General features: G+C 53.0%; 28 protein-coding genes. 4 read left to right on the forward strand and 24 right to left on the reverse strand.

Annotated elements, in window-relative coordinates; genetic code table 11:
- Positions 1 to 17: 17 nt before the first annotated feature.
- Positions 18 to 1,070: a DUF1176 domain-containing protein gene (locus F3J38_RS13970; RefSeq protein WP_167139312.1), complete on the reverse strand. Its 1,053-nt coding sequence runs from the start codon at positions 1,068 to 1,070 to the stop codon at positions 18 to 20.
- Between the two features lie 95 nt (positions 1,071 to 1,165).
- A complete protein-coding gene (locus tag F3J38_RS13975; protein WP_167139313.1) occupies positions 1,166 to 2,059 on the reverse strand; it encodes a LysR family transcriptional regulator in 894 nt (297 codons plus the stop codon).
- A gap of 87 nt (positions 2,060 to 2,146) precedes the next feature.
- Between F3J38_RS13975 and F3J38_RS13980 the strand changes: the two genes are divergently transcribed.
- Positions 2,147 to 2,929 (forward strand): NAD(P)H-dependent oxidoreductase, encoded by a 783-nt coding sequence (locus F3J38_RS13980; protein ID WP_167139315.1) that lies wholly within the window; start codon positions 2,147 to 2,149, stop codon positions 2,927 to 2,929.
- A gap of 9 nt (positions 2,930 to 2,938) precedes the next feature.
- Here the strand turns inward: F3J38_RS13980 and F3J38_RS13985 are convergent, their stop codons facing one another.
- The 20 genes from F3J38_RS13985 to flgB all read right to left on the reverse strand — a co-directional run bounded on the left by F3J38_RS13985 (position 2,939) and on the right by flgB (position 21,038).
- Positions 2,939 to 3,268, reverse strand: coding sequence for a DUF1493 family protein (locus F3J38_RS13985; protein WP_167139317.1), 330 nt, complete (start codon positions 3,266 to 3,268; stop codon positions 2,939 to 2,941).
- Positions 3,269 to 3,387: 119 nt separating this feature from the next.
- Positions 3,388 to 3,882: a chemotaxis protein CheW gene (locus F3J38_RS13990; protein WP_167139319.1), complete on the reverse strand. Its 495-nt coding sequence runs from the start codon at positions 3,880 to 3,882 to the stop codon at positions 3,388 to 3,390.
- Positions 3,879 to 5,795, reverse strand: a complete 1,917-nt coding sequence (gene cheA / locus F3J38_RS13995; protein ID WP_167139320.1) for a chemotaxis protein CheA — start codon at positions 5,793 to 5,795, stop codon at positions 3,879 to 3,881. The genes F3J38_RS13990 and cheA overlap by 4 nt, the downstream gene beginning before the upstream one ends.
- Positions 5,782 to 6,681, reverse strand: coding sequence for a flagellar motor protein MotB (motB, locus tag F3J38_RS14000; protein ID WP_167139322.1), 900 nt, complete (start codon positions 6,679 to 6,681; stop codon positions 5,782 to 5,784). The genes cheA and motB overlap by 14 nt, the downstream gene beginning before the upstream one ends.
- Positions 6,678 to 7,574, reverse strand: coding sequence for a flagellar motor stator protein MotA (gene motA / locus F3J38_RS14005; RefSeq protein WP_167139324.1), 897 nt, complete (start codon positions 7,572 to 7,574; stop codon positions 6,678 to 6,680). Before motA ends, motB begins: the two co-directional genes overlap by 4 nt.
- 84 nt (positions 7,575 to 7,658) lie before the next feature.
- Positions 7,659 to 8,225 (reverse strand): flagellar transcriptional regulator FlhC, encoded by a 567-nt coding sequence (flhC, locus tag F3J38_RS14010; RefSeq protein ID WP_167139326.1) that lies wholly within the window; start codon positions 8,223 to 8,225, stop codon positions 7,659 to 7,661.
- A 10-nt stretch (positions 8,226 to 8,235) separates the two neighbouring features.
- A complete protein-coding gene (gene flhD / locus F3J38_RS14015; RefSeq protein ID WP_167139328.1) occupies positions 8,236 to 8,577 on the reverse strand; it encodes a flagellar transcriptional regulator FlhD in 342 nt (113 codons plus the stop codon).
- 288 nt (positions 8,578 to 8,865) lie between these two features.
- Complete coding sequence (locus F3J38_RS14020) at positions 8,866 to 9,594, reverse strand: RNA polymerase sigma factor FliA (RefSeq protein WP_167139330.1); 729 nt, start codon at positions 9,592 to 9,594, stop codon at positions 8,866 to 8,868.
- Between the two features lie 158 nt (positions 9,595 to 9,752).
- The gene (locus F3J38_RS14025) at positions 9,753 to 11,390 is read right to left on the reverse strand and encodes a methyl-accepting chemotaxis protein (RefSeq protein ID WP_167139332.1); all 1,638 of its coding nucleotides are present in this window, start codon (positions 11,388 to 11,390) and stop codon (positions 9,753 to 9,755) included.
- A gap of 45 nt (positions 11,391 to 11,435) precedes the next feature.
- On the reverse strand, positions 11,436 to 12,329 hold the full coding sequence (gene flgL, locus F3J38_RS14030; RefSeq protein ID WP_167139334.1) for a flagellar hook-associated protein FlgL: 894 nt from the start codon (positions 12,327 to 12,329) through the stop codon (positions 11,436 to 11,438).
- A gap of 11 nt (positions 12,330 to 12,340) precedes the next feature.
- Positions 12,341 to 13,975, reverse strand: coding sequence for a flagellar hook-associated protein FlgK (flgK, locus tag F3J38_RS14035; RefSeq protein ID WP_167139336.1), 1,635 nt, complete (start codon positions 13,973 to 13,975; stop codon positions 12,341 to 12,343).
- Positions 13,976 to 14,050: 75 nt separating this feature from the next.
- Complete coding sequence (gene flgJ / locus F3J38_RS14040) at positions 14,051 to 14,935, reverse strand: flagellar assembly peptidoglycan hydrolase FlgJ (RefSeq protein WP_167139338.1); 885 nt, start codon at positions 14,933 to 14,935, stop codon at positions 14,051 to 14,053.
- Positions 14,935 to 16,038: a flagellar basal body P-ring protein FlgI gene (locus F3J38_RS14045; RefSeq protein WP_167139340.1), complete on the reverse strand. Its 1,104-nt coding sequence runs from the start codon at positions 16,036 to 16,038 to the stop codon at positions 14,935 to 14,937. Before F3J38_RS14045 ends, flgJ begins: the two co-directional genes overlap by 1 nt.
- A gap of 7 nt (positions 16,039 to 16,045) precedes the next feature.
- Positions 16,046 to 16,732 carry a flagellar basal body L-ring protein FlgH gene (locus F3J38_RS14050; protein WP_370661724.1) on the reverse strand — a complete coding sequence of 229 codons (687 nt, stop codon included), beginning with the start codon at positions 16,730 to 16,732 and terminating at the stop codon, positions 16,046 to 16,048.
- Positions 16,733 to 16,745: 13 nt separating this feature from the next.
- Positions 16,746 to 17,528: a flagellar basal-body rod protein FlgG gene (gene flgG, locus F3J38_RS14055; RefSeq protein ID WP_084933491.1), complete on the reverse strand. Its 783-nt coding sequence runs from the start codon at positions 17,526 to 17,528 to the stop codon at positions 16,746 to 16,748.
- A gap of 20 nt (positions 17,529 to 17,548) precedes the next feature.
- The gene (locus tag F3J38_RS14060) at positions 17,549 to 18,286 is read right to left on the reverse strand and encodes a flagellar basal body rod protein FlgF (RefSeq protein ID WP_167139344.1); all 738 of its coding nucleotides are present in this window, start codon (positions 18,284 to 18,286) and stop codon (positions 17,549 to 17,551) included.
- Between the two features lie 12 nt (positions 18,287 to 18,298).
- Positions 18,299 to 19,504, reverse strand: a complete 1,206-nt coding sequence (gene flgE / locus F3J38_RS14065) for a flagellar hook protein FlgE (RefSeq protein ID WP_167139346.1) — start codon at positions 19,502 to 19,504, stop codon at positions 18,299 to 18,301.
- Positions 19,505 to 19,532: 28 nt separating this feature from the next.
- Positions 19,533 to 20,204, reverse strand: a complete 672-nt coding sequence (locus F3J38_RS14070) for a flagellar hook assembly protein FlgD (protein WP_167139348.1) — start codon at positions 20,202 to 20,204, stop codon at positions 19,533 to 19,535.
- A 12-nt stretch (positions 20,205 to 20,216) separates the two neighbouring features.
- Positions 20,217 to 20,621 carry a flagellar basal body rod protein FlgC gene (gene flgC / locus F3J38_RS14075; RefSeq protein ID WP_167139350.1) on the reverse strand — a complete coding sequence of 135 codons (405 nt, stop codon included), beginning with the start codon at positions 20,619 to 20,621 and terminating at the stop codon, positions 20,217 to 20,219.
- A 3-nt stretch (positions 20,622 to 20,624) separates the two neighbouring features.
- Positions 20,625 to 21,038 carry a flagellar basal body rod protein FlgB gene (flgB, locus tag F3J38_RS14080; protein WP_167139352.1) on the reverse strand — a complete coding sequence of 138 codons (414 nt, stop codon included), beginning with the start codon at positions 21,036 to 21,038 and terminating at the stop codon, positions 20,625 to 20,627.
- Positions 21,039 to 21,248: 210 nt separating this feature from the next.
- On the opposite strand from flgB, the gene flgA reads away from it, so the two are divergent.
- The 3 genes from flgA (at position 21,249) to F3J38_RS14095 (ending at position 22,758) form a co-directional block, all read left to right on the forward strand.
- Positions 21,249 to 21,950, forward strand: coding sequence for a flagellar basal body P-ring formation chaperone FlgA (flgA, locus tag F3J38_RS14085; protein WP_167139354.1), 702 nt, complete (start codon positions 21,249 to 21,251; stop codon positions 21,948 to 21,950).
- 64 nt (positions 21,951 to 22,014) lie between these two features.
- Positions 22,015 to 22,299 carry a flagellar biosynthesis anti-sigma factor FlgM gene (gene flgM, locus F3J38_RS14090; protein ID WP_167139356.1) on the forward strand — a complete coding sequence of 95 codons (285 nt, stop codon included), beginning with the start codon at positions 22,015 to 22,017 and terminating at the stop codon, positions 22,297 to 22,299.
- 15 nt (positions 22,300 to 22,314) lie between these two features.
- Positions 22,315 to 22,758, forward strand: a complete 444-nt coding sequence (locus tag F3J38_RS14095) for a flagella synthesis protein FlgN (RefSeq protein WP_167139358.1) — start codon at positions 22,315 to 22,317, stop codon at positions 22,756 to 22,758.
- Here the strand turns inward: F3J38_RS14095 and fliT are convergent.
- Positions 22,755 to 23,084, reverse strand: coding sequence for a flagellar protein FliT (gene fliT, locus F3J38_RS14100; protein WP_167139360.1), 330 nt, complete (start codon positions 23,082 to 23,084; stop codon positions 22,755 to 22,757). The two genes, F3J38_RS14095 and fliT, sit on opposite strands and share 4 nt — an antisense overlap.
- Positions 23,074 to 23,475, reverse strand: a complete 402-nt coding sequence (fliS, locus tag F3J38_RS14105; RefSeq protein ID WP_167139362.1) for a flagellar export chaperone FliS — start codon at positions 23,473 to 23,475, stop codon at positions 23,074 to 23,076. Before fliS ends, fliT begins: the two co-directional genes overlap by 11 nt.
- Between the last annotated feature and the right edge of the window lie 3 nt (positions 23,476 to 23,478).

Genomic DNA, 23,478 nt, shown 5'->3' on the forward strand with positions numbered 1-23,478 from the left:
CGGTATAGACCGTGATGTTACTGCGGTGCGGGTTTCACGTCAGTGACCAGCGTGGGTAACTGCCAGGCGCCACCAGCCCGAATGGCGCGGCACATGCCGGTAGTGGCATCACTGCTCTGCACAAAATCTTTACCATCCCACACCCACGCTGCGGTACTCCAGCAGTCGCCGATACCGCGCCCTTTTTGCGCTTCAGAAATGACCCCTTCGCTGTAATCTGATCCCGAATCGGTGATCAGCTCGGGTTTACCCTGCAACGCTTTATCCATGAGCCAATAGCCATACCCCTCGTTATACGCGCCGCGCCAGCAGAGTGCGACAATCAGGACATGCGTGCCATCAACCGGCGTTAACGTCAGCGGCTCGGCGCCCTCTTCCGGTTGGTCGTCCGTGGGATCGAGGTTGTCACAGCTGTCATCGTCGGTCAGTGAAGCAATCAGTTTCGGCTTAAGCAATGCCAGCTCATCATCGCTCAATGGACGAGGTGTCGCTTTCTCCACTTTAACCTGCTGGATAATGGGCATCGCCACCGCAGCCGGAACGCTACTCTCCGGTTTGTTGCCTTTGCGCACCAGTGCACCTGGTGTGTTGAGTCGCCCCTGTGCATCATCCATTTTCACTAGTGTGGCAAAGGCACCATTACTAGAGAGTTCGAAGGGTTCCTCACCGCCGCGAAACTCCACTTTGCCTGTGCCTTTAATCGCATTAATCAGTGCCTGAGTCTGCACATCAGTCAGCGTCCACTCATCATTATCCGCTTTTACCACCTCACCCTGTGCGTGATCATCAATCCACAGAGCCAACGAATCTACCTGCTTTGAGTCATCATCGCCTGTATCCGCCAGCACCACACGGCCGTGAGTTGGCGCATCTGGCCCCCCTTCACGCGTGAGTAATACTGAGCCACCTGCGCCCTCTTCAGCGCTGTAACCGGCTGCCCGGCAGGTTAGCGTGTTATCGCAGGCGAGCTCCCAGTCTTTATGGCTAAAGGAGACGCCGTCTTCGTCTGCCAGCAGCGGCGCACTCAGGCTGGCGAGCAGCGCTAATGCCAGCAGCAATCGGGTTTTCATGCCATCTCTCCATAATGGTAAAGGTGGCTAGTGTGATGACTTTTCACGCGCGGGAGAAGTGAATTTTTTGCGCTGTTCGAGAAAGGGATGCGGGTCTACAACGACGCGGCTATTTGCTGCCTTAACCACTGTTGTGCAGGATCACGGTGCAGCCGTGGATGCCACAGCATTAAAATATCAAAGCCCGGTATGTCCAGCGGCGGCGTGAGAACACGAAGATGCGGCGTATGGCGCACTAGCCGCTCAGGTAATATCGCGACTAAATCGCTGTTTGCCAGCACCTCCAGCATAAACAGGAAATGTGGCACCGATAGCGCGACCCGACGTTCTCGGCCCAGCTTTGCCAGGGCGCTGTCCGTTGCCGCGCTGAAGCCGCCGCCATCCGGTGAAACCATGACAAATTCTAGCTGACAAAAGCGATCCAGCGTGGGTGGTTGCTGTAAGTGCGGATGGTCATATCGCCCAACCAGCACGTAGCGTTCACTGAACAGCTTGCGCTGATGCAAGGTCGGCGGCGCATTGTCACCCGTGTGGAACACCACATCTAACTCATTTTTTTCCAACTGCTGCGCCACTTGCGGTGGATGCAATGCGAACACCGCCGTACGACTCTGCGGTGCAGCATCTCGAATCATTTTGAGTGCAGGCAACACCAATGCCGAGGACATGTAATCCGTCGCTGCGATGCGCCAGATGTGAGTCGATTTAGCGGGATTGAAAACATCGGGAGGTGCCACCGCCGAGGTTAGCGCCTCTAGCGCCAGTCGCAACGGTTCGCGCAGCGCTTCAGCCCGCGCCGTGGGCAGCATGCCTCGAGGTCCGGGGAGCAGCAGCGCATCGTTAAATTCAGCGCGCAACCGGGCAAGCTGAGCACTGACAGAAGGTTGCGACAGGTTAAGCCGTTGCGCTGCACGCGTGACATTAAGTTCTTCCAGCAAAATATCCAGCGTCTGTAAAAGATTTAAATCCAGCGAGTTGATATTCATCATGGCTATACCTGGAATATTAGCAATTGATTTCAACTATAGTCAGTAGCCACTTAATCTGCAGCTGATTTCATCTCACAGGACTCAGCCATGAATGTACTGATTGTGTATGCTCACCCCGAACCGCAGTCGCTCAGCGGTTCACTGAAAGATTTCGCCGTCGATCATCTGCTAAAAGCGGGTCATCAGGTCCAGGTCTCTGACCTCTATGCCATGCAGTGGAAAGCCCAGCTTGATGCCACAGATACTTTGGCACCGCTGGTCGGCACACATTATGATGCGACGCTGGATTCACGCTATGCCTTTGACCACCAACAACAGCCTGCCGATATCACCGCAGAGCAGGAAAAGCTGCGCTGGGCCGATACGGTCATTTTTCAATTCCCGCTGTGGTGGTTCACTATGCCAGCCATCATGAAAGGTTGGTTTGACCGCGTCTACGCCAACGGTTTCGCCTATGGTGTGGGAGAACATAATGAACAGCACTGGGGCGATCGCTATGGCGAAGGCAATATGGCAGGCAAACGTGCCATGTTGGTGGTCACCACGGGGGGTTGGGAATCCCACTACAGCCCACGTGGCATTAATGGTGCGATAGACCAACTGCTGTTCCCCATTCAACATGGCATGCTGTTCTATCCAGGCTTTAGCGTCCTACCCCCGCTGGTATTTTATCGAGTACAGAAATCAGCAGAGGAGCGCTTTGCCGGTTGGTGCGATGCGTTAGCCACTCGGCTGGATACGCTGGCTGATACAGCACCGATTGCCTATCGTCAGCAAAATGGCGGTGATTATGACATTCCAGCCTTAACGCTAAAAGCCTCGCTGGCAGCGGGTGAGACCGGAATGGGCGTGCATGTGAAGTCAGCGTAAGCCGTTGGTTTATTCGTACAACCAACGTCCTGCTTTCGCTGACTCAATTAACATGCCGAGCGTGAAGTCTGGCACCACCGGGACTTCGCGCTTATGAAACGGATTCAGGATCTGCACCAGCGAAGGTTCGTTCGGATAGTAAGTCTCGATAGCAAAACTACCGGGCTCCACCGCAAATTCGGCAAAGAACTCCGCCATCAGCGCTTGTGCCTCTTCGCGCTCAAAATTAAGATCAGTATCGATATCAATCTGAGGCGTCAGCGTTTTCTGCTTAAACAGATATACCCCATCGTAGCGTCGCACCAGTTCGAAGATACGCTGATCGATTTGGTCAGTCATGACCTACCCTCCTGCAAAACAAGGGGGCTATTCTGCCATGCAATCCGCTCGGTCGGGTGAAAAAACTGTGCGTCAGGCAGGCGCTGCGCACAATATTCCTATGCGGTCTGAGCGTGAAATTACCCTAGCGCATCCGTCAACGCGTCCATCTCATCCAGCTCTTCGCGGCTGAGCAACTTCTCAATGTTCACCAAGATCATCATGCGATGGTCGATCACCCCCAAGCCCAGCAAATAACGGCTGGAGAGCGCCGAGGTAATATCTGGCGTCGGCTTGATCTGCTCGCGACTTAGCGACAACACATCGGCCACTCCATCCACCACCATCCCGACAATGCGCGTGTTTAAATTCAGGACGATCACCACCGTATCCTGCTCTTGGGCACCAACCGGCAAGTTGAAGCGCACGCGTAAATCCACTATCGGGACAATCACACCACGCAGATTGGTCACGCCGAGGAGAAAATCCGGTGCATTAGGGACACGCGTAACTTTGTCGCAGCCACGAATCTCCTGCACGTTGAGAATATCGATGCCGTACTCTTCATTGCCCAGGCCAAAGATCAGATATTCCTGCGATCCCTTCTCGCCACTGACTCGTGTTTCTGTTGTCATGTTGTCACCTCCTGTTCACTGATGCATGTGGGGTCAATTTTTGCCGGTGGATGGGTGACGGTAGCCAGTTCGATGACATCAAGAATCAACGCCACACTGCCATCCCCGAGAATGGTGGCGCCAGAGACGCCGGGCACTTTGCGGTAGTTTTGTTCGAGGTTCTTCACCACCACTTGCTGCTGGCCAATAAGTTGGTCGACCCAAAGCGCATAGCGACATCCCGCGCTCTGGACGATCACTACAATCCCGCTATCGTTGGGTGCCTGCCCATTCACTCCAAAACATTGACGCAGCATCACCAGCGGTAGATATTCGCCACGCACCTGGAGCAGGCGATCTTCCCCCACGAAGCGATACAGCATTTCCTCGCGCGGCATGAGTGACTCCATGACCGCTCCCAGTGGCAGCACATAAATTTCATCAGCCACGCGTACCAACATACCGTCCAGGATCGCCAGCGTGAGCGGCAACAGAATGCGAACCGTGGTACCTTTCCCTTGCTGCGACAGCACCTCAACATGCCCACCCATCGCTAAAATGTTACGTCGCACCACATCCATACCCACACCGCGTCCAGACACGTCGGTGACACTTTCTGCTGTGGAAAAACCGGCAGCGAAAATCAGCATCCACACTTCATCATCGCTCAAAGTGTCACTGATGCTCATGCCCTGGGAATGGGCTTTCGCCAGAATCTTTTCCCTGTTTAAGCCTGCGCCGTCATCTCTCACCTCAATCACAATATTGCCGCCGTGGTGTTCCGCAGACAGTGTCAAATTGCCCTGAGCCGGTTTGCCCTGCGCCACACGCTGTGCTTTCTCTTCAATACCGTGATCGAGGCTGTTACGCACCAGATGGGTCAAGGGATCGATGATGCGCTCGATCAGGCTCTTATCCAGTTCAGCAGAGCCCCCTTTTAGCGTCAGCTCAATGTCTTTATTCAGCCGCGTGCCAAGATCATGCACCAGACGCGGAAAGCGACTAAAAACGTAGTCCATCGGCATCATACGAATGGACATCACCGACTCCTGTAGCTCGCGAGTATTGCGCTCCATCTGCGCCACGCAGTTCAGCAACATATCGTGGCTGGCGGCTTCATGCGCGTGGGTCAACTGGGAGAGCATCGCCTGAGTGATGATCAACTCACCGACATGATTGATGATTTGATCCACCTTACTAACCGCAACACGAATACTGCTGGATTCCTGGCTGGCGGGGCGTGGTGCCGATGGCGGTGATGGCGGTGATGGCGATGATGACGGCAGCGGCGGCGGTGCGGCCGCCACCTTCGGCTGAATAGTTATCTGTGCGTCATCCAGCACAAAACCCAGCACAGCACGAATGTCGTCCACGGAGGTAGGAGTGATAAGTCTGACGCGCAGGCTGTCCAGGGTCTGCTGCGGATCTCGCACCGTGCCAAGGTTTTCCAGCTCTTGCAGCAACAGCGACTGTGCCTTTTCATCCACCCCGCTCAAGGTGATATCCCACTCGGCTTCAGCTGCATGGGCGACCACCGGCTGGGGTTCAGAAGCTTGCAGGGCAATTTGGCGCAGTGCATCACAAATGTAGCGAAAGCGAGCTTCATCGGGCGCTTGCGAAGCCTGATAGGCGGCAAGCTGGTTTTGCATAATATCCTTACTTTCCAACAATAAGTGGATGATCTCTCGGTTGAGCTGACGTCCGCCGCTACGCGCTTCATCCAACAGGTTTTCCAGCAAATGCGTGGTTTCCTGCAATGCATCAAAACCAAAAGTGCCCGCCCCCCCTTTAAGAGAATGTGCGGCACGAAATATGGCATTGAGCTGCTCGATATCCGGTGCAGCCACATCCAACTGCAAGAGCTGCTGCTCCATTTCAGCCAGAAGTTCTTCCGCTTCACTAAAAAAAATCTGAGAAAAATCATTCAATTCCATCAGAGTATCCTTGAACGGGCTGAATTGAGACATCCTGAAGCAACGCGTCAGGCTGCTGCGCGAGGGTGTTTTCCATCTGTATTTCCTGCTCTTTCATCTGGCTCAGTACCAAAATACTGATGCGTCGATTACGGGGATCCGCCGGCGTGCTCTCCTCCAGTGGCATACGGTGGGCAGTGCCAATCACCCGCAAAAAGCGATCGTCGGCTAACCCCCCATTCACTAACACGCGCCGCGTCGCGTTCGCGCGCCCTGCCGAGAGTTCCCAATTGCTATAGCCATTCACACCACCGGCATAGGGTAATGAGTCGGTATGACCGGTCAGGCTGATCGCATTGGTTAACTCATTGAGCAGCGGCACCAGCGCCTCCAGGATGCCAAACATGTAGGGTTCGGGGTGTTCACTGCCCAACTTAAACATGGGTCGCTGCTGTGAATCGGTAATTTGGATCAACAGACCATCCTGAGTCAGTGTCAGCAGCAAATTGGATTTGAAATTATTCAGACGCGGATCGCTCTCAATCATCTGCTGCAGTTTATGTTTAGCCCGCTTCAGACTCTCCAACTGCCGTTTCAGGTCATCTAACTTGGTTTTAAACACTTCACCCTGCTGCTTCATCAGATCGTCACCGCCGCCGGGGATAACGCTATCGCTCAGGCTGGCTTTATTCCCTTGCGCCAAGGTGGTTTTTAGCGGGGTGCGAAAATAATCCGCGATCATTTCGCGCTGCTGCGCGGTGGATTGCGACAGCAGCCACATCACCAAAAAGAACGCCATCATGGCGGTGATAAAATCGGCGTAGGCGATCTTCCAGGTGCCGCCGTGGTGGGCGTGCTTGTGCTTTTTGCGACGTCGCACAATGATGACCGGCGTGCCCTCTTTCATGTGCTGGCATCCGACGGTTTCATTTTGCTGCTGGCGTTGGATTTCACGCTGCGCACGTGTTCTTCCAGCTCTTCAAAGGAGGGGCGTTCGCAGGTAAAAATGGTTTTGCGGCCAAACTCCACCGCAATTTGTGGCGCATAGCCATTCAGGCTTGAGAGCAGCGTGACCTTAATGCACTGCAAAATTTTCACCTGATCGCCGCTTTTTTGTCGCAACAGCGTGGCCAATGGCAAGACGAAACCGTATGCCAGCAGGATGCCAAGAAAGGTCCCCACCATGGCATGGGCGATCAATACCCCCAGTTCTGATGCCGGGCGATCGGCCGCGGCGAGCGCATTGACGACCCCCATCACGGCCGCAACGATACCAAAGGCCGGAAAGCCATCCCCCAGGGTATTTAAACTATTGGCGGGGACCTCTAACTCCTCTTCGCAGGTCTCGATCTCTTCATCCATTAACGCTTCGATTTCATGCGCGTTCATGCTGCCCGCAATCATTAAGCGGAAATAATCCAGTACGAAATTTCGCAGCATAGGGTCGTTCATCAAGCGCGGGTAGGCGCTGAAAATGTCACTGCTCTCCGGCTCTTCAATATCCTTCTCCAGTGACATTAGCCCCTGAACCCGACTTTTCGACAGCAGTAGAAAGAGCAATGCCATTAAATCCATATACACGGCTTTGTTATAACTGCGCCCGACAAATAACTTCACCAGCGCTTTTCCGGTCGCCTTTAACGCTTTCAGGTTGTTGCCGACTAAAAACGCGCCAATGCCAGCCCCGCCAATAATCAGCAACTCAATAGGCTGAAACAGGGCAGCCATTTGCCCGCCGGCCAGCATAAACCCACCAAACACAGTAGAAATAACAATGAGATAGCCAAATATCACTAACACAGTTGCTCCTTATTATTTTATAGCCCGCGCGTTGCTACCGACGCGGGCATATGACTTTCTTGTCACCGGGAAAGCCTCGCCACCTCAGGCAGGTATAGGCATGAAGGCGGCAGTTAAGCTCTGTTGTGTACTCACCTGAGATTTCTTTAACGCGCGTGAGGGTGGGCTGCACAAACTGCAGGTAAAGGGGTTCTTAATATTCTCGGTGATGACGACAAATCCCCCCTGGCAAATACGGCATGCTTTGCGTGAAACAATTCCACAGTCAATAAAGCGCAATAATGTCCATGCGCGCGTCAGGTCTAGCACCGGTTTTTCATGGCTTTGTGCATAGCACTGTTCCAGATAAAGACGATAGGTTTTCATCAGCACATTGATCGAAGGCCCTTTTTCCGTCTTCATTAAATAGAGGTAGATGTTATAAAACATGGAAGAGTGAATATTCTGCTCCCACGACATAAACCAATCCTCAGAAAAGGGCAGCATCCCTTTGGGCGGTGGGCAGCCACGAAGCTCTTTATATAAGCGTAATAATCGACGCCGACTCAATGAGGTTTCAGATTCCAGAATCTGCATGCGCGCACCTAAAGAGATTAATTCCATTGCCACATGAACTTCATGTACTTCCTGCAACAAGTTCTTCTCACACATTTAGCCCTCCTCAGTCTGCGGTTGCAGGATCTTTATTGAGTGAATTAAGTAAATCCGTGGACAAAATAATACCGGTGTGAATTTTTTGCAGCGCCTCAATGCGGGAGTCCTTCGTCAGATTATCAATCAGGACTTCATCATCAATACGTAATCGGCAGATAAACTGGTTAGTGGACGAAAGTTTCATCAACTGTGGTAACGTCAGAGACTTAATATTATCGGTCGTTGCTTCTGATAATCCCAAACGAAAACCCGCTGCATACTTGTCTTGTCTAATTAGCTGTTGCGCCAGTAGAAGGTAAGATAAATTCATATCATGGATATGTTGTAGATACTCATCAAAGTTAGACATTGATAACACCTTAACCTTTATCATTCTTAACAGGGTTCATTAAAAGAGAAATAGTGATTCCTCGGTTGATGCTGATAATCGCCAACGCTACTCAGGTTGAATTGAGAGCGGTATAAACGCGCGATCGAGCCGCATCCAGCAATAGAAAAATGATATCAATCAGAATTTTCACAACAATACGTCCGAAAACCCCTACAACATAACCACATGATAAATATTAAAAATAATATTATTAAATGTTATTAATGCTCATCAATCCACTTTAGTATCTGAAATCAAGAGAATAATTCAAACTGGACAATCACAATCCATACGGCTACGCAATCTCTTTATCGCCAGACTGTGAAGCTGACTCACTCGCGTTTCGGTGATATTCATAATCAAGGATATCTCCCGCATATTCAGATCGTACTGATAATAGAACTGCAGTATTCTCTGCTCACGCTCTGGGATAAAGCTGATATGCTCGGTAATACGTGATACCAAATCCTTTTGTATTGACTGATGTACTGGGTTCAGTAACTCATGCTCATCATCAGGGTGTTCCCAAAGATCGTCATAACTTTCTTGTAACTCATCAATCGAGTAAATTTGGCTGTTGTTGCTATCAGCCAGCATCTGCTGAAACGTCTGAATGGATACCCCCATGCGTTCCGCGATATCCATTTCACTCGCGCTGCTTCCTTTTTCTTGCTCAACACGGCTAATAATGGCTGCGATTTCGCGTGAATGGGTCCTGACACGTCTGGGCACCCAATCACGCTCGCGGAGTTCATCCATTAATGCCCATCTTACACGCTGGGTAATCCAAGCGCTGATAGTCACTCCTTTATTGGCATCAAAACTATCTACTGCCGAAATAAACCCTATTGCACCCGCTTGGATTAAATCATCAAATTCGACACTGGCAGGTAAACGTTTTTGTAATCGCAACACTTCCTGCCTGACTAAACTTTGATATTTAGACCACAGCGCCTCTTTATTATCTAACCCAACATCCGTATAGAGCCCATCCATATTGTCACCCACCCAATATTATTTACATAAAGTATCAAATGAAAGTAAACAATCGCATAGCGCAATAAGGCCGAACAAAAACAAGCATTTTAATTCATTGAAGAACTCAAGATTAAAGATATAAAGAGAGCATGAGCAAAATCCTGCATATTATTTATTTAAAAGCTCTCCCACTGTACATTCTCTTTTTTCGATAAGGGCTCCTGACGCTTACTGGCGGTTTTTACGTCCGGGCGAGTGTGTTGGACCGTGCCTTCACTGCTCAACACGAATTGTGCCACCAGTTTTTCCAGGGCATCCGATTGGGCTTCTAACCCTCCTGCCGCCATCGCTGCCTCTTCAACCATGGCCGCATTTTGTTGCGTCACCAAATCCATCTCATTCACCGCCTGAGAAATCTGGTTGATGCCGGTACTTTGCTCATCCGAGGCGGAAGTGATCTCCCCCATAATCTGTCTGACCTGTGCCACCGAGCTGACAATATCCTGCATCACCACGCTGGCTTGATTTACCTGACGTGAGCCGGTATCCATATTACTGACGCAGGTTTGAATGAGTTGATTGATCTCTTTTGCCGCATCGGCACTGCGTTTCGCGAGGTTGCGTACTTCTTCTGCCACTACCGCAAAGCCGCGCCCCTGTTCGCCTGCACGCGCCGCTTCAACGGCGGCATTCAGTGCCAGGATATTGGTTTGGTTGGCGATGCTGTCGATCACGCCATTGATATCGGCAATCTGACGTGAGCTGACGATAATTTGCGCCATGATCTGTTCCAGACTCAGCATCACATTGCCGCCTTGCTGGGCATTATCACTGGCGCTTTCTGCCAACTGACGCGCGGTATGGGCATTGTCGGCATTTTGCCGCACCGTAGTTTTAATCTCCTCCATACTGGCGGCGGTCTGTTGCAAGGAAGCGGCCTGCTCTTCCGTGCGTGCTGACAAATCACTGTTTCCCTGCGCAATTTCCTGCGCATTGGTGTGAATATGCAGCACGCTTTCGCGAATGCTGAGAATCGTATCCGTCAGTGATACCCGCATCTGCTCCAGTTCGCCCAGCATGGTGCCAATTTCGTTCGCGCTGCCGATCTCCACACGGCGGCTGAGATCGCCCGCTGAAACGCGCTTCAACACCTCCACCGTACTTTCCATCCGACGCACCAGCGTATGGCGCAACCAGATACGCACCGTAATCAGCAGCACAACAGCCAGTATCGTCACGATGATGCCAATGGCGATCATGTAGCGATAATTGGCGGCTGCAGTGCTGATATAGTCCTGATTTTGTGAGAAGTTTATTTGGTTATACGCTTCGATACGCTGATTCAACGTCGTCCGCAGCTTTAATTCCCCTTCTAACGAACCGCGATAACTTTCATTGCGTTGTAAATGGTCCATTTTCATCTGAACCACATCGTAAACCGCTTTAAAAGCTGTATTCACCTCTTCTGCCGCTTTCGTCTCTTCCTGGCTATTAAAAGGGGAGCTCATGAACTGCTCCATATCCTCACCGGCACTTTGCAGTATTCTGGCTGTGGTTTGCAGAAGATCCGTTGAGGCGGTTTCCCCTTGGGCCAGCAGTAGCATAATGCCATTGGTGTTCGCCAGCGCAGCGCTGATATTGTAGGCAGCATCGCGCATCTGGTTATTACTGTAAGATGAGATTTGAGTCTTTTTAAAATTCTCGTTATTCGCCCAAGAATTAAAAACAGAAAAAGAAATAGTGGAAAACAGTACCACCGCAAATAAAACAATAATCATGCTGATTGCGGTATATATTTTTAATTTATTCAACATAGGGTTCACTCTCGCGCTACACGATAATTATTCACAAAGGGGAGGTTAGAATTTATTGAAAAGATTCATTTTCTGCATTGACTGGAAAACCATCATTGATGCACTCAGTGCATATTCCGACATTTTCGAATCCATAATCAGAGATGTCATGGTGCCGTAATCTGCGCCAATCGCATTTTGCACTTTCACGATGGTATCGTTAATCAGGCTATCACCGTTGAGATCCAGACTATCCAGCTGCTGCAAATTCGTCCCCAATTCTGCCTGGGCCTTTCCTAACCTATCGATACCGCTATCCAGTGCCAGGCTGGCAGCACTTAACGCTTTTTCCAGCTCGGCTTTGTCGATAGGGTCGCGTTCTAACTCCGCGACTGCTTTATCCAGATGTGCAAAGATATCGCCAAATACCGCATCCCCTAATCGACTGACCTGCATAGTGGTGCCGTCTGCCACGGTTTGCTGCCGAGCTTCATTTCCTCCCTGATAGTTACCAGCAGCATCAAAAGGAGCCGTATCGCTATGATAACCTGAAAAAATATAACGACCCTGGCTGTCACGGGTGTTCGCGAGATTAAACAGGGAACCGCGCAAACCCGACATCTCCTTGGCGAGCGACTGACGGTCATCATCGTTATAGCTGCCGTTTTGTGCCGCAATCACTTTCTCTTTCAGGCTGGTTTGAATCGTCCCCACGCCGCTGAGAATCCCCTCTTCATGCTCCATCGCATTGCGCGCGCTGGTCCGTACGCTGCGATAGAGTTCAAGTTTGGCCAGGGCGTCCTGATGCTTGACCGCATCTGTGGCACCTTGCGGATCATCCGAGGCACGTAATAATGATTTACCCGCCGAGAGTCGCAAATATATTTCATTATTATCGCTGACGCGTTTAGACATACTTTCTGCATTCTGTTTAAACATATACATCGTGCTTAAGCGCATATCTGACTCCTTTATTTAATCGCCAGCAGCGTGTCAAATAATGTGGTGGCTGTTTTTAAAATCTGGCTATTGGCTTGGTAGTACTGCATAAACATCTGCATATTGACCATCTCTTCATTCATATCCACGCCACTTAACGACTGCTGAGTATTAAATTTTTCATCGAGATCAATTTTTGCGGATTCAAGGCCGGTATTCACTGCGCGGGCATTCGAACCAAGGGTGCCGACCAGTTGGGTGTAGGCGTCGTTCAAGGTATTTTTGCCGATCAGTTCTTCATCCTGAATTTTTAGCATCAGTTCCAGATTCTTATTATTGGAGCTGCCGCCCGCGGGATCGTCCGACGCGGCAAATTTGCTGGCGCTGTCGAGCGCACGACCTATTCCCGTTGCGGCTCCCGCCATCGGGTTAAGGTTAAAGCTGTCACCGGCATTGACGCCGCCGGGCAAATCAATCTCAATTCCGTCGAAAGCCAGCATGCCGCCAGTCACCGTAGCGGGCACCGTGCGGCCATCCGCGCCCGTCACATTCCAGTTCGCACCATCAAAACTGACTGTGTAATCCTCCGCATTGACCGCTGGGTAATCGGTCACCCGTATCGAATCTAACCGGCCACTACCGGTATTTTTGCTGTTAGCGAGCGCTTTGATGTCGGGTAATGAAAACAGATCCTGACCGGGATTGCCGTCCGCATCGAAACCGGCGTGATGCTGCGCATTTAAACGGTTTGCCATCATAAAGGCGATCTGGTTCAGCTCGTTGCGCGCCACGGCCAGGTCATCATTGCGGAATTTAAATAATCCGGCCAGTCGTCCTTTGGTGATGCTGGTTTCACTGATTAAAGAGGGCTTGCCATCGCTGCCCACATAAGAAACCACAATTTTGCCGGGATCGCTGGCGGAGGGGGAGGCGGTTAATTGATAGGCGCTGTCACCGGCGACCAGCGGACGACCATCAGCCAGCATGACATCCACGCGACCAGAGGCTCTGTCTTCCGTGACCTCGATACCGACCTGCTCACTGAGTTTTTCCAGCAGTCCGTCACGTTGGTCTAGCAAATCGGCTGGCGGGGTCCCGCCCTGTGCATGGACGCGTTCCAACTGCTTATTGATGTTGGCTAACTGTTCGGTGGTGTTGTTGATGTCCTTCACGCTCTGTTCGATTTGCGTGTTGGTACTCTTCTCCAGCCCATCCAGTTTTTTGCCGCTGTCGTTGAAGCGCTGCGTTAACACGCCGAGGGCGCTAAACAGAGAAGAACGAGCCGGGCCATCAGAAGCATCCCCGCTCAGGGTGGCCATCGCTTTAAACAGGTTGTTGAGTGAAACCGACACGTTATCCGATTCATCACCCAGCATGTTGTCAATTTCCGACAACTGTTCATGGCGGCCTTTCAGCCCAGCCCACTGGCTGATTGAGCCTCGCAGTTGCGAATTGGCGAAAGCATCATAAGCGCGATCCACCCCATTGACCCGAGCACCATAACCGAAGAATCCCAGGGAGGTGTTCAGCCCCCCCGATTCACCGATTAAAATATTGCGGCGGCTGTAGTTGTCGGACATGCCATTGGTGAGATTGCTGCCCACCACGCTCAGGGCCGCTTGCCCGGTACTCAAGCCACTTCTGGCTAAATTAAACAGGTTGTTCATCGCTTCTCACCGCTGATGTTAATGGTTGCGTTATAACTTTCATCGGTGATTAGAAAATTCTCTAAAACACCCTGATTAAAATATTTTGGTGAGGTCGCTTTGATAGGCGGAAGAACGCTGTTGTAGCGTGGCTTTGACCTTTTTGATCAGAGAGATGAGCTTGTCGGCATAAGCGGGATCGGTGGCATAGCCTCCCGCTTGTAAGGCACTCGCCCCCTGTTCTGCTGAGCTTGCGCCCACCACCAATCGGTAGCGCGGATTATTGAGCAACAGCGCAGCGTAATCCCTTAGCCCCTGTTCGTAAGAGTCATAGACGCGAAACACTGCTTTCACCTGCTGTTTCACACCATTGATGTATTCGCTGGTGGTAATTTCGCTGGTTTTACCTCGCCACCCAGCAGTGGCTTTGATGCCAAACAGGTTATGGCTGGGTGAGCCATCCGCAGCGGGAATTTCGCGCACTCCCCAGCCGGACTCCAGCGCGGCTTGCGCCACAATCAAATGGGGATGTAAGCCAGTTTGCTGCGCGATCTTTTGCGCGGACGGCAACAGGCGAGCGATAAAAGGATGGTTGCTCTCGGTCGCGAGCGGCGAGGCGAAGGGCGCAGGTAAACGAAGAGGGGCACTGGCACTGTGCCGTGGCGATACGCTCCCCCTTGCACCCCCACTCCCGCCCCCTGCTTGCTGCACAATCAGTTCAGCAAACCCTAACTGGCCGCTGCGGGCGACCTCTTGCGCCACTTGCTGATCGTGCATCGCCATAAACATGTCTGAAGAGGCACTGTGCATGAGTTCATCCTTAAAGGTGGCATCACGCATACTTTTCATCATCATCTGCACAAAGATGCCCTCCATTTGCTGCGCCGCGGCGCGCAGCGCTTCAGGCGAGGCACGTTTCGCTTCACGCTTGAGGGCATCCAGTGAACGCAAATCAAAGGCGGGCTGATTTTGAATCGTCATCAGTCAATCTCCAACCGCGCACGCAGACAACCGGCATTCTTCATCGCTTGTAGAATCGACATCAACTCATTCGGCGTGGCGCCTAGCGTGTTCAGCGCCCGCACCACATTGTTGAGGTCGGTGCTACTGCGCACATGCTGTAGCGAGCCGCCACTGTCGCGTACCGAGATATCGGTTTGTGGCGTAATCACGGTTTCTCCCCCCGCAAACGGCGTGGTGGGCTGGTTGACTGCCGCGTTTTGCACCACTTCCACCGACAGCGATCCATGCGCCACCGCGCAGCTCTCAAGCGACACATGGCGATTCATCACCACCGAGCCGGTGCGCGAGTTGACGATCACCTTAGCGTCCTGCACGGCAACGCGCAGGGGAATGTCCTGAATGTTGGCGAGAAAGCGCACGCGTGCCGGTCCATCTGCCGGGGCAAACAGGCGCACGGTACGTGCATCTTCCGCTAAAGCAGCCCCACCGCTGAAGCGCTGGTTGATCGCGTCACTGATCTGCTGCGCCAGAGAGAAATCAGAGCGCACCAACTGCAACCGCACCACGCTCTGACTAGCAAAATCATTCGGCACTTCGCGTTCAACCGTGGCCCCGGCATTGATCCTCCCGCCATTAAGCTGGTTGACCTGCACTCGGCTGCCACCAGACTGCGCACCCGCCCCTGAGATCAGCACGTTGCCCTGCGCCATGGCATAGATCTGGTTGTCGGCGGCTTTCAGCGGCGTCATCAGCAACGTGCCACCACGCAGGCTTTTCGCATTACCGAGGGAGGAAACCAAAATATCCAGCTTATCGCCGGAGCGGGCAAAGGCTGGCAGTTCCGCCGTCACCATCACGGCGGCGATATTCTTTAACTGCATGTTGGTACCAGGCGGCACGGTGATACCGAGCTGAGACAGCATGTTGCTCAAACTCTGGCCGGTAAACGGTGCCTGCATCGTCTGATCGCCGGTGCCATCTAAACCCACGACCAAGCCGTAGCCCATCAGCGCGTTCGAACGTACGCCCTGCACCGTGACCAGATCGCGGATGCGCTCTGCCTGCGCCTGCAAACTAAACAGCGCCATACTGACGATAAAAACAACAAAGGCTTTGTTCATGATGTTCTCAGAAAGGTGAAAGGTTCAGGAACAGACGCTGCAACCACCCCATGGTTTGGGCTTCATTGATATAGCCATCGCCGACGTACTCAATGCGGGCATCTGCCACCTGCGTGGAGGGCACCGTGTTGCTAGCGCTGATGGTGCGTGGATTCACCACACCGGAGAATCGAATGAATTCAGTGCCTTGGTTAATAGCGATCTGCTTCTCACCCACCACGCTGAGATTGCCATTCGGCAGCAGCTGATTCACGGTGACGGTAATGGTGCCGGTGAAGGTGTTACGCGCTGCGGCTCCGCCTTTTCCAGCGAAGTCATTTTTGCCATTGGCCTCCAGATCCCATTTGCCGTCACCCAACCAGCGGTTCAGTTTGTCGGGCACGGATAACAGCTCCATGCCCGCAGAGCCATTGCGGTTGGCGCTGGCAGAGGCACTTTTGCTGGCGCTGACATTCTCTTGCAGCAGAATGGTTAAGGTGTCGCCAACATTGCGCGGACGACGATCCTCAAACATCGGCTGATAGCCATAGTTCATCCCCTGTCCGGCGATAAACAGCGAGCCGCCGCTGGCGAAAGCCGCCACCGGCAGCGGTGTGGCGGAGGTCGGTCCGGCCACCAGCGGCTGCTGTAAGATGTGCGCACAACCGCTGACTAGCAGCGCCATGCTCACCACCATCATGCGTATCCCTGGCATGTTCATTGTCACCTTACAGCTGGGTGAGGCGTTGCAGCATCTGGTCCGATGCTGAGACCGCTTTACTGTTGATCTCGTAAGCCCGCTGCACCTGAATCATGGTCACCAGCTCTTCCGCCACGTTGACGTTAGAAGTTTCCACATACTTCTGCTTCAGCGAGCCCGCATCTTCCATGCCCGGATTAAGCTCATTAGGCGCGCCTGAGGACTGGGTTTCGCGATACAGGTTGCCGCCAACACTTTCCAGCCCCGCTTCGTTAACAAAGGTTGCCAACGTGAGTTGACCAATCTGCTGCGGTTGGGCTTGCCCTGCTTGCGTGACGCTGACAATGCCGTCAGCGCTGATCGACAGCGTTTTGGCATCAGGTGGGATCACAATACCGGGCTGTACCGGATGGCCTTCGGCATTGACTAACTGACCGTTTTCATTCTTATCGAAATGACCATCGCGGGTGTAAGCCGTGCTGCCGTCTGGCATCTGCAGCTGGAAAAAACCTTTCCCCTCAATAGCGACGTCCGTTTCATTGCCGGTTTCGTTATAGCCGCCCTGCGTGTGAATGCGTTGCGTGGAGACAGGGCGTACACCGGTGCCTAATTGCAAGCCACTCGGCAAGGTGTTCTGTTCGGAAGCCTGTGCGCCCGGCTGGCGCAACGTTTGGTACAGCAAATCCTGAAAGACCGCACGCTGACGCTTAAAGCCGTTGGTATTGACGTTGGCAAGGTTGTTGGAAATGACGTCCATATTGGTCTGCTGTGCTTCCAGACCGGTTTTTGCAATCCATAACGATCGGATCATCCTCTCTCCCTGGCAGGCCGTTAGCCCACATTGAGTAACTGATTGGCTTTCTGCGCGTTTTCATCCGCGCTGCGGATCACTTTCATGTTCATATCGAACCCACGTGAGTGGGCGATCATCTCGGCCATGGTTTGCACCGGGCTGACATTGCTGCCTTCCAGTGCCTGCGGACTCAGGCGCAGTGCATCGTCCTGCGCCAACGCATTGCCGCCAATGGCGCGGAACAATCCGTCATCGCCATGCACCAAATCACCCATCGCGGCACTCACCAGCTTGATGCGACCAACCGGTACCACGGCGGTGGCATCATCGCCTGCACCCAATGTCGACACGGTGCCATCCGCAGCTATCGTCACCTCGGCCTGAGGCGGGATGGAGAGCGGTGCGCCATCCCCCATCAGCGGCCAGCCATGGATATGCAAGCCCCCTTCGCTGTCGACCTCAATGGCACCGTTACGCGTATAACCTTCACTGCCATCGGCTAAACCCAAAGTCAGCCAGCCGTTTTGTGGCAGTGCCACATCCAGACTGCGTCCGGTATGGCTCATCGGCCCGATGCTGTTGTCATGCTGTGGGGTCGAGGCGGCCACCAGCGCACGGGTGGCCATGCTGTCACCGTTGACAGGCACAGCACGGAAGGCGGCCAGTTGGGCACGAAACCCCGCGGTGGAGCTGTTAGCCAGATTATTGGCAGTGACCGCCTGGCGATGCATTGACGCCTCTGCTGCCGTCATGGCGGTATAAATGGCACGATCCATCGGCAATTATCCTCAGCGCAGGTTAACCAGCGTTTGCAGCAGCTCAGACTGGGTTTTGATGGTTTGCGAGTTCGACTGGTAATTGCGCTGGTAGATGATCATGTTGACCATCTCCTGCCCCATATCGACGTTAGAGCCTTCCAGAGAACTGCCCTTTAATGAGCCAAAACTGCCGGAGCCAGAGAGGCCGAGGAACGGCTGGCCCGAGCCGGGTGATTCAGCCCACAAGTTACTGCCTTGCGGGGAAAGACCGCCGCTATTAGGGAAATCAGCCAAGACAATCTGCGCCACGGTCTGGCGTTTGCCATTGCTGTAAGTCGCCACCACCTCGCCGTTATCGCCAATGACAAAATTCTGATATTTTCCCGGCGCCTGCCCGTCGATCTCTTTCAACTTGATGCTGCTGTCACCGCTGTACTTGGTGATGCCAGACAGATCCAGATTCAGATCCAGCGGTTCAGAACCATTTAGCGACAACCCTTTAACGTTGATGTTGGCATCCGGCATGTCGATATTGCCGCTGGAGTCGAACTTAAGTTCCAGCTCGCTATAACCCGCAGGATCGGGCGCGGTTTCATCGCGTGCATAGGCCTTCCACTCGCCTTCAGCGGTCTGCACGAAATAGAGTTTGATGGTGTGCTTATTCCCGAGGCTGTCAGTGGCTTCAATCTGGCTGCTGTAGTTATAGGTCGCGGGATCGTCGTGATTGAACGGATTGGTGATGATATTTTTGTCATCTGCCTTCAGGTTGCCATTAAGCGAACCTTTGGAAGCCGCTTCAGGCGGCATATCATCGGTGGGTATGCGAATCTTACCCACTGGCGCACCGGGTTCAATGGTGGGCGGCGTCCCCGTGGCTTGATAGCCGGTCAGAAACAGGCCGTTGGTCTGATTAATAATATTGCCATTCACATCCAGATCGAACTGGCCATTACGGCCATAAAACACGCCGCCGGCTTCGCTTTCCATACGGAAAAAGCCTCTGTCCTGCAGGGCAATATCGAGATTACGACCGGTAAAATTGACGCCGCCATTGGCGAAGTTCTGCTTCACGCCTGCCACCTGCACGCCCAATCCGGTTGAGCCAGAGAACATGTCAGAGAACGCGATCGAGCCGCCTTTGAAACCACTGGTCTGCGAGTTGGCGATATTATTGCCCACAACATCGAGGGCTTTAGACGCGGCGTTGAGACCGCTAAGACCTTGTGAAAAGCTCATATTGAAATCCCAGAAAGTAAGTGAAGGACTACTTTTGAATCACCACCACATCACCGATGCGGATAGGTTCATGATTGAGCAGATGCAACACCGCGCCATCGGGCGTGATGGTGACGCCCTGCACCTGTTCCTGCATCAGCCCGGAAATTTTGGGGGGGTCACCCTCAGGATTTTTGGCGTCAAAAGTCAGGGTGTACTCCCTGTCCTGTGGCGGTCCAGGCTCTGGCTGGAAATTCTGTAAATCATCGAGGCTGAAAGTCTTGACCCCAGACTTCACCCCTTTTAATTGGGCGGTGTAGGCATTGCCTTCGGCATCAGTCAGCGTGACCGTCACCGTTTCCGCGTCTTCGCCCAGCAAGAAGCTGAAGGTGCCGCTCTCCTCTTCACCGTCGCTAAACGAGACCTGTGGATCACCCTCAATCAGGATGCTGCGTCCCACCCATGCCGCCGTGCCCATCCCACCGAGCTGTGCCATCAGCGCCTGCACGTTGCCCATCGCGCTATTCAACTTTTCCACCCCTGCTGCCGTGGAAAACTGCGCCAGCTGCGCCGTAAGTTGGTTGTTATCCATCGGATTGGTGGGATCCTGGTTCTGCATCTGTGCCACCAGCAGCTTCAAAAAGCTGGCACTGAGATCCGAGGCGCTGTTACCTTGCCCCTCGTCCTTGTTGCCGCTGTCGTTATTCACGTTAGGAATCATGGTCAACTCTCCTTACTGACCGAGGGTGAGGGTTTTCAACATCAGAGACTTTGCAGAATTCATCACTTCCACATTGGCCTGATAGCTGCGTGATGCCGAAAGCGTGTTGACCATCTCGTGCACCACATTGACATTCGGCATGCGCACATAGCCCTGCTCATCAGCAAGTGGATGGCCCGGTTCATACACCAAACGCGCCGGCGCACTGCTCTCGACCACTTCACTGACCTTTACCCCACCGATTTCACTGCCCGCGGCCGCATCCAGGCTAAACATGACCTGACGCGCGCGATAAGGCTCTCCATCAGGGCCGGCGACGCTGTCGGCATTCGCCATATTGCTGGCACTGACGTTCAAACGCTGCGATTGCGCCGCCATCGCCGAACCGGCGATATCAAATATGCTAAATAACGCCATGTTTTATCCCTGACTCAGCACCGTCATCATTTTTTTAATATCCGCACCCAGGAAAGTGAGGCCTGATTGATATTTCACTGCGTTGTCAGCAAAATTAACCCGCTCACGATCCATATCGACGCTATTGCCATCCGCACTGGGTTGGTCGGGTATGCGATATAACAAGCCATCATCGATAACCGTTTTTCCTTGCCCAGAAATATGTTTATCGGCGGTCAATGACAGAGAAACGGATTGCCGGTTGAAAGCAGGAGTGGCTATGGCGTTTTTTAGCTGCTGAGAGAAATCCATATCGCGCGCCAAATATCCCGGCGTATCGGCATTCGCAATGTTGGCAGCCAGTACATCCTGACGACGAGACAATAAACTCAACGCCTGCTGTTGAAAATGAAATGCATCATCAAGTTTGTTATTCATAACAGAAAAACCTATATGGCATTATCAAACGCAAGCAGTGTAGACAGGAAAAAATAAATCTCACAACGCGAGGAATGCACAAAAACAATCGCTATTAACGACTTAAACTCACAAGCATTTAATAAGCGACAAAAGCGCTTTCATTTTTCACATTAAAATAATGATGAGTCGATTTATCCTTTATGCAGAATAACAAAATAAGGCATCACCATGAGACGTGATTGGATAAAGCTGACTCTCTGCATACTGGCTGGATATATTGCGCCCATCCCCTTCAGCATGGCCTCCGCGATTTCCACAGAACAGCAGCTCATGCGGCGATTGGATGCCTTACTGACACCTCCCAGCCGCGACGGGGAAATCGTACGCCACGCCACCCTGCTTGCCACACCCCAACAGGTTGCCGCACTGTGCGATCAACCGGTGCTGCGTCTGGCGGGCAAAGATGCACGTTTAGTTGGGCGGCGCACACTCATCGCACGCTGTGGTGCGCGTCAGCATTTCTTACCTATCCGCATTCATGCCGAAGCCAGCTGGTGGGTGGCGCGTCACGCCTTGTCGGCAGGCCAGCTCATTGAGCCTGCGGATATCGTGGTACAACGTGGCGATCTTGCCGCACAACCCGCAGGGGTGATGTTTCGCGCCAGCGATATTTTAGGGCAACGTCTGACGCGTGACCTTGAAGCTGGCAAGCCGCTGCTGCCTGGTCTGCTGCGTCAGCAATGGCTGTTGCATGCCGGTCAGACAGTGGACATTGTCACTTCTGGCGAGGGTTTCCACATTCGCAGCCAAGGTAAGGTGCTGGATCATGCCGCAGCCAATGGCAGGGTACGGGTGCAAACGCGCAATGGATACACCTTAAGCGGGATAGTGGCCGCAGACGGGCATGTGAAGATTCCGCTGGCACAATAATTTTAGTTTTTTCTCCACTCCCCGATGTAAAGGTTATCTATCACCTGTGATCATTGAGGACATCATGATTAATCGCACCCCACCCATCGCTCCCGTTGCCGTGGTCAGCCATGAGCTGCACTCACGTTCGGAGCAACCGCTGCGCGGTACTCCTTCCCCCAACTCGGAAAGCAAAACCTCCGTGACGTTAAGCAACATCATCACACAGATGAGGAGCGACGACAGCCGCGATGTCAATTCCGCTCGCGTCGCTGAACTGCGGGCGGCACTGGAAGCCGGCGAATTACCCCTGGCAGCCGATACCGTGGCACAGAGCATGGTGCAGCACATGGTTTCGGTACAGCAGTAACGGGTATCTGACGCGATGGAGACACTGCATGCCATATTGGCAGAAATGAAAACTGCACTGGAAGAGTTGGACGCCATCATGGTGGCGGAAGTGAATCAGCTCAGCCGCACCCAGATTAATCCAGTGGCGTTACAAGTGCTGACCGACAGCAAAAGCAGGCTGCTTGCCACGCTACAGCACTATGACGAACAGCGATTACAGCAAGAAACGCGCTTAGCCACTGCCGCACCTTATCCGTATCAGGTGCGGTTGTTCGTCATCTGGCAGCAGATTGCCGACCGCGTTCGCCGCACGCAGGCGCTGAATGCTGAGGTTGACGTTCAGCTACAGGGTCATCTGCATAAAACCCAGCAGGTGCAAAAGGTGGTTGACCGGGTGGGAGGGCATCACCGGTTATACGGTCCCAGCGGTGAATCCCGCCAGGAGCCTGGCGGGAGGAAATACGATATCAGTGTCTAACTGAATGAAATCTCGTTATAGGCTCGCACAGAATGGCGAGACTTTTGCAATGCGCTAATCTCACTGCGCAGCGCGGCCAGACACACTGGGATGTGCTGCATCAGCCGCGCATTCTCTGTCAGGAGATGTGCCAAACGCGCCGTCACCTCGCGACGGCGTGTTTCCTCTAACGGGTGAATATCCACCTCCATTAAAAGGGTCATCTGCTGTCGGTAGTGCTCAATGCCCCCGCTGAAAGCATCCCAGGCTTGCTGCTCTGCCAGTGATAACAGCTGCTGCTGACGTTCCAGCATTTGATCAATATGCACCACGACCTCATCGCACATGTTTCACCTGCTGGCATTGAGGGGCGATCGCTTTCCAGGTATCGGCCATCTCCACCATTAACGCGATCAGCGGCGGTAACAACGCCGCCGACTGATTCAGGTTAGCCAGCAGCAAATTGCGCGACACATACTCATATAACCGCTCTAAATCCGCCGGAATGTCTCCCCCCACCTGATGATCCAGCCCGGCACGCAAACCGTTATCAATGATGTTGATGGCGCGGGAGATCATCTCCCCACGCCGTGCCACGTTGCCGGTCTCAAAATAGATTTCGGCGCATCGCATGGCGTTGATCGCGCCGTCATAGAGCAACACAATCAGTTGATGCGGTGACGCGCCGGTGATTTGGCTCTCAATAAACACCGTTGAATAGGCACTGTTGTGATTCATGGT

It is taken from the genome of Candidatus Pantoea formicae, assembly GCF_011752625.1.
Classification (GTDB): Bacteria; Pseudomonadota; Gammaproteobacteria; order Enterobacterales; family Enterobacteriaceae; genus Pantoea; species Pantoea formicae.

Coding starts and splice junctions, on each gene's coding strand:
- flhC (WP_167139326.1), bottom strand. CDS start 8,225: ATGTGTGAGAAGAACTTGTTGCAGGAAGTACATGAAGTTCATGTGGCA.
- F3J38_RS13980 (WP_167139315.1), top strand. CDS start 2,147: ATGAATGTACTGATTGTGTATGCTCACCCCGAACCGCAGTCGCTCAGC.
- F3J38_RS14025 (WP_167139332.1), bottom strand. CDS start 11,390: ATGTTGAATAAATTAAAAATATATACCGCAATCAGCATGATTATTGTT.
- flgK (WP_167139336.1), bottom strand. CDS start 13,975: ATGAACAACCTGTTTAATTTAGCCAGAAGTGGCTTGAGTACCGGGCAA.
- flgG (WP_084933491.1), bottom strand. CDS start 17,528: ATGATCCGATCGTTATGGATTGCAAAAACCGGTCTGGAAGCACAGCAG.
- F3J38_RS14060 (WP_167139344.1), bottom strand. CDS start 18,286: ATGGATCGTGCCATTTATACCGCCATGACGGCAGCAGAGGCGTCAATG.
- flgE (WP_167139346.1), bottom strand. CDS start 19,504: ATGAGCTTTTCACAAGGTCTTAGCGGTCTCAACGCCGCGTCTAAAGCC.
- fliS (WP_167139362.1), bottom strand. CDS start 23,475: ATGAATCACAACAGTGCCTATTCAACGGTGTTTATTGAGAGCCAAATC.
- fliT (WP_167139360.1), bottom strand. CDS start 23,084: ATGTGCGATGAGGTCGTGGTGCATATTGATCAAATGCTGGAACGTCAG.
- F3J38_RS14095 (WP_167139358.1), top strand. CDS start 22,315: ATGGAGACACTGCATGCCATATTGGCAGAAATGAAAACTGCACTGGAA.
- flgM (WP_167139356.1), top strand. CDS start 22,015: ATGATTAATCGCACCCCACCCATCGCTCCCGTTGCCGTGGTCAGCCAT.
- F3J38_RS13970 (WP_167139312.1), bottom strand. CDS start 1,070: ATGAAAACCCGATTGCTGCTGGCATTAGCGCTGCTCGCCAGCCTGAGT.
- F3J38_RS14045 (WP_167139340.1), bottom strand. CDS start 16,038: ATGAACAAAGCCTTTGTTGTTTTTATCGTCAGTATGGCGCTGTTTAGT.
- flgA (WP_167139354.1), top strand. CDS start 21,249: ATGAGACGTGATTGGATAAAGCTGACTCTCTGCATACTGGCTGGATAT.
- cheA (WP_167139320.1), bottom strand. CDS start 5,795: ATGGAATTGAATGATTTTTCTCAGATTTTTTTTAGTGAAGCGGAAGAA.
- F3J38_RS14050 (WP_370661724.1), bottom strand. CDS start 16,732: ATGCCAGGGATACGCATGATGGTGGTGAGCATGGCGCTGCTAGTCAGC.
- F3J38_RS13990 (WP_167139319.1), bottom strand. CDS start 3,882: ATGACAACAGAAACACGAGTCAGTGGCGAGAAGGGATCGCAGGAATAT.
- motB (WP_167139322.1), bottom strand. CDS start 6,681: ATGAAAGAGGGCACGCCGGTCATCATTGTGCGACGTCGCAAAAAGCAC.
- F3J38_RS14070 (WP_167139348.1), bottom strand. CDS start 20,204: ATGATTCCTAACGTGAATAACGACAGCGGCAACAAGGACGAGGGGCAA.
- flgL (WP_167139334.1), bottom strand. CDS start 12,329: ATGCGCTTAAGCACGATGTATATGTTTAAACAGAATGCAGAAAGTATG.
- F3J38_RS13985 (WP_167139317.1), bottom strand. CDS start 3,268: ATGACTGACCAAATCGATCAGCGTATCTTCGAACTGGTGCGACGCTAC.
- flgC (WP_167139350.1), bottom strand. CDS start 20,621: ATGGCGTTATTTAGCATATTTGATATCGCCGGTTCGGCGATGGCGGCG.
- flgJ (WP_167139338.1), bottom strand. CDS start 14,935: ATGACGATTCAAAATCAGCCCGCCTTTGATTTGCGTTCACTGGATGCC.
- F3J38_RS13975 (WP_167139313.1), bottom strand. CDS start 2,059: ATGATGAATATCAACTCGCTGGATTTAAATCTTTTACAGACGCTGGAT.
- F3J38_RS14020 (WP_167139330.1), bottom strand. CDS start 9,594: ATGGATGGGCTCTATACGGATGTTGGGTTAGATAATAAAGAGGCGCTG.
- flgB (WP_167139352.1), bottom strand. CDS start 21,038: ATGAATAACAAACTTGATGATGCATTTCATTTTCAACAGCAGGCGTTG.
- flhD (WP_167139328.1), bottom strand. CDS start 8,577: ATGTCTAACTTTGATGAGTATCTACAACATATCCATGATATGAATTTA.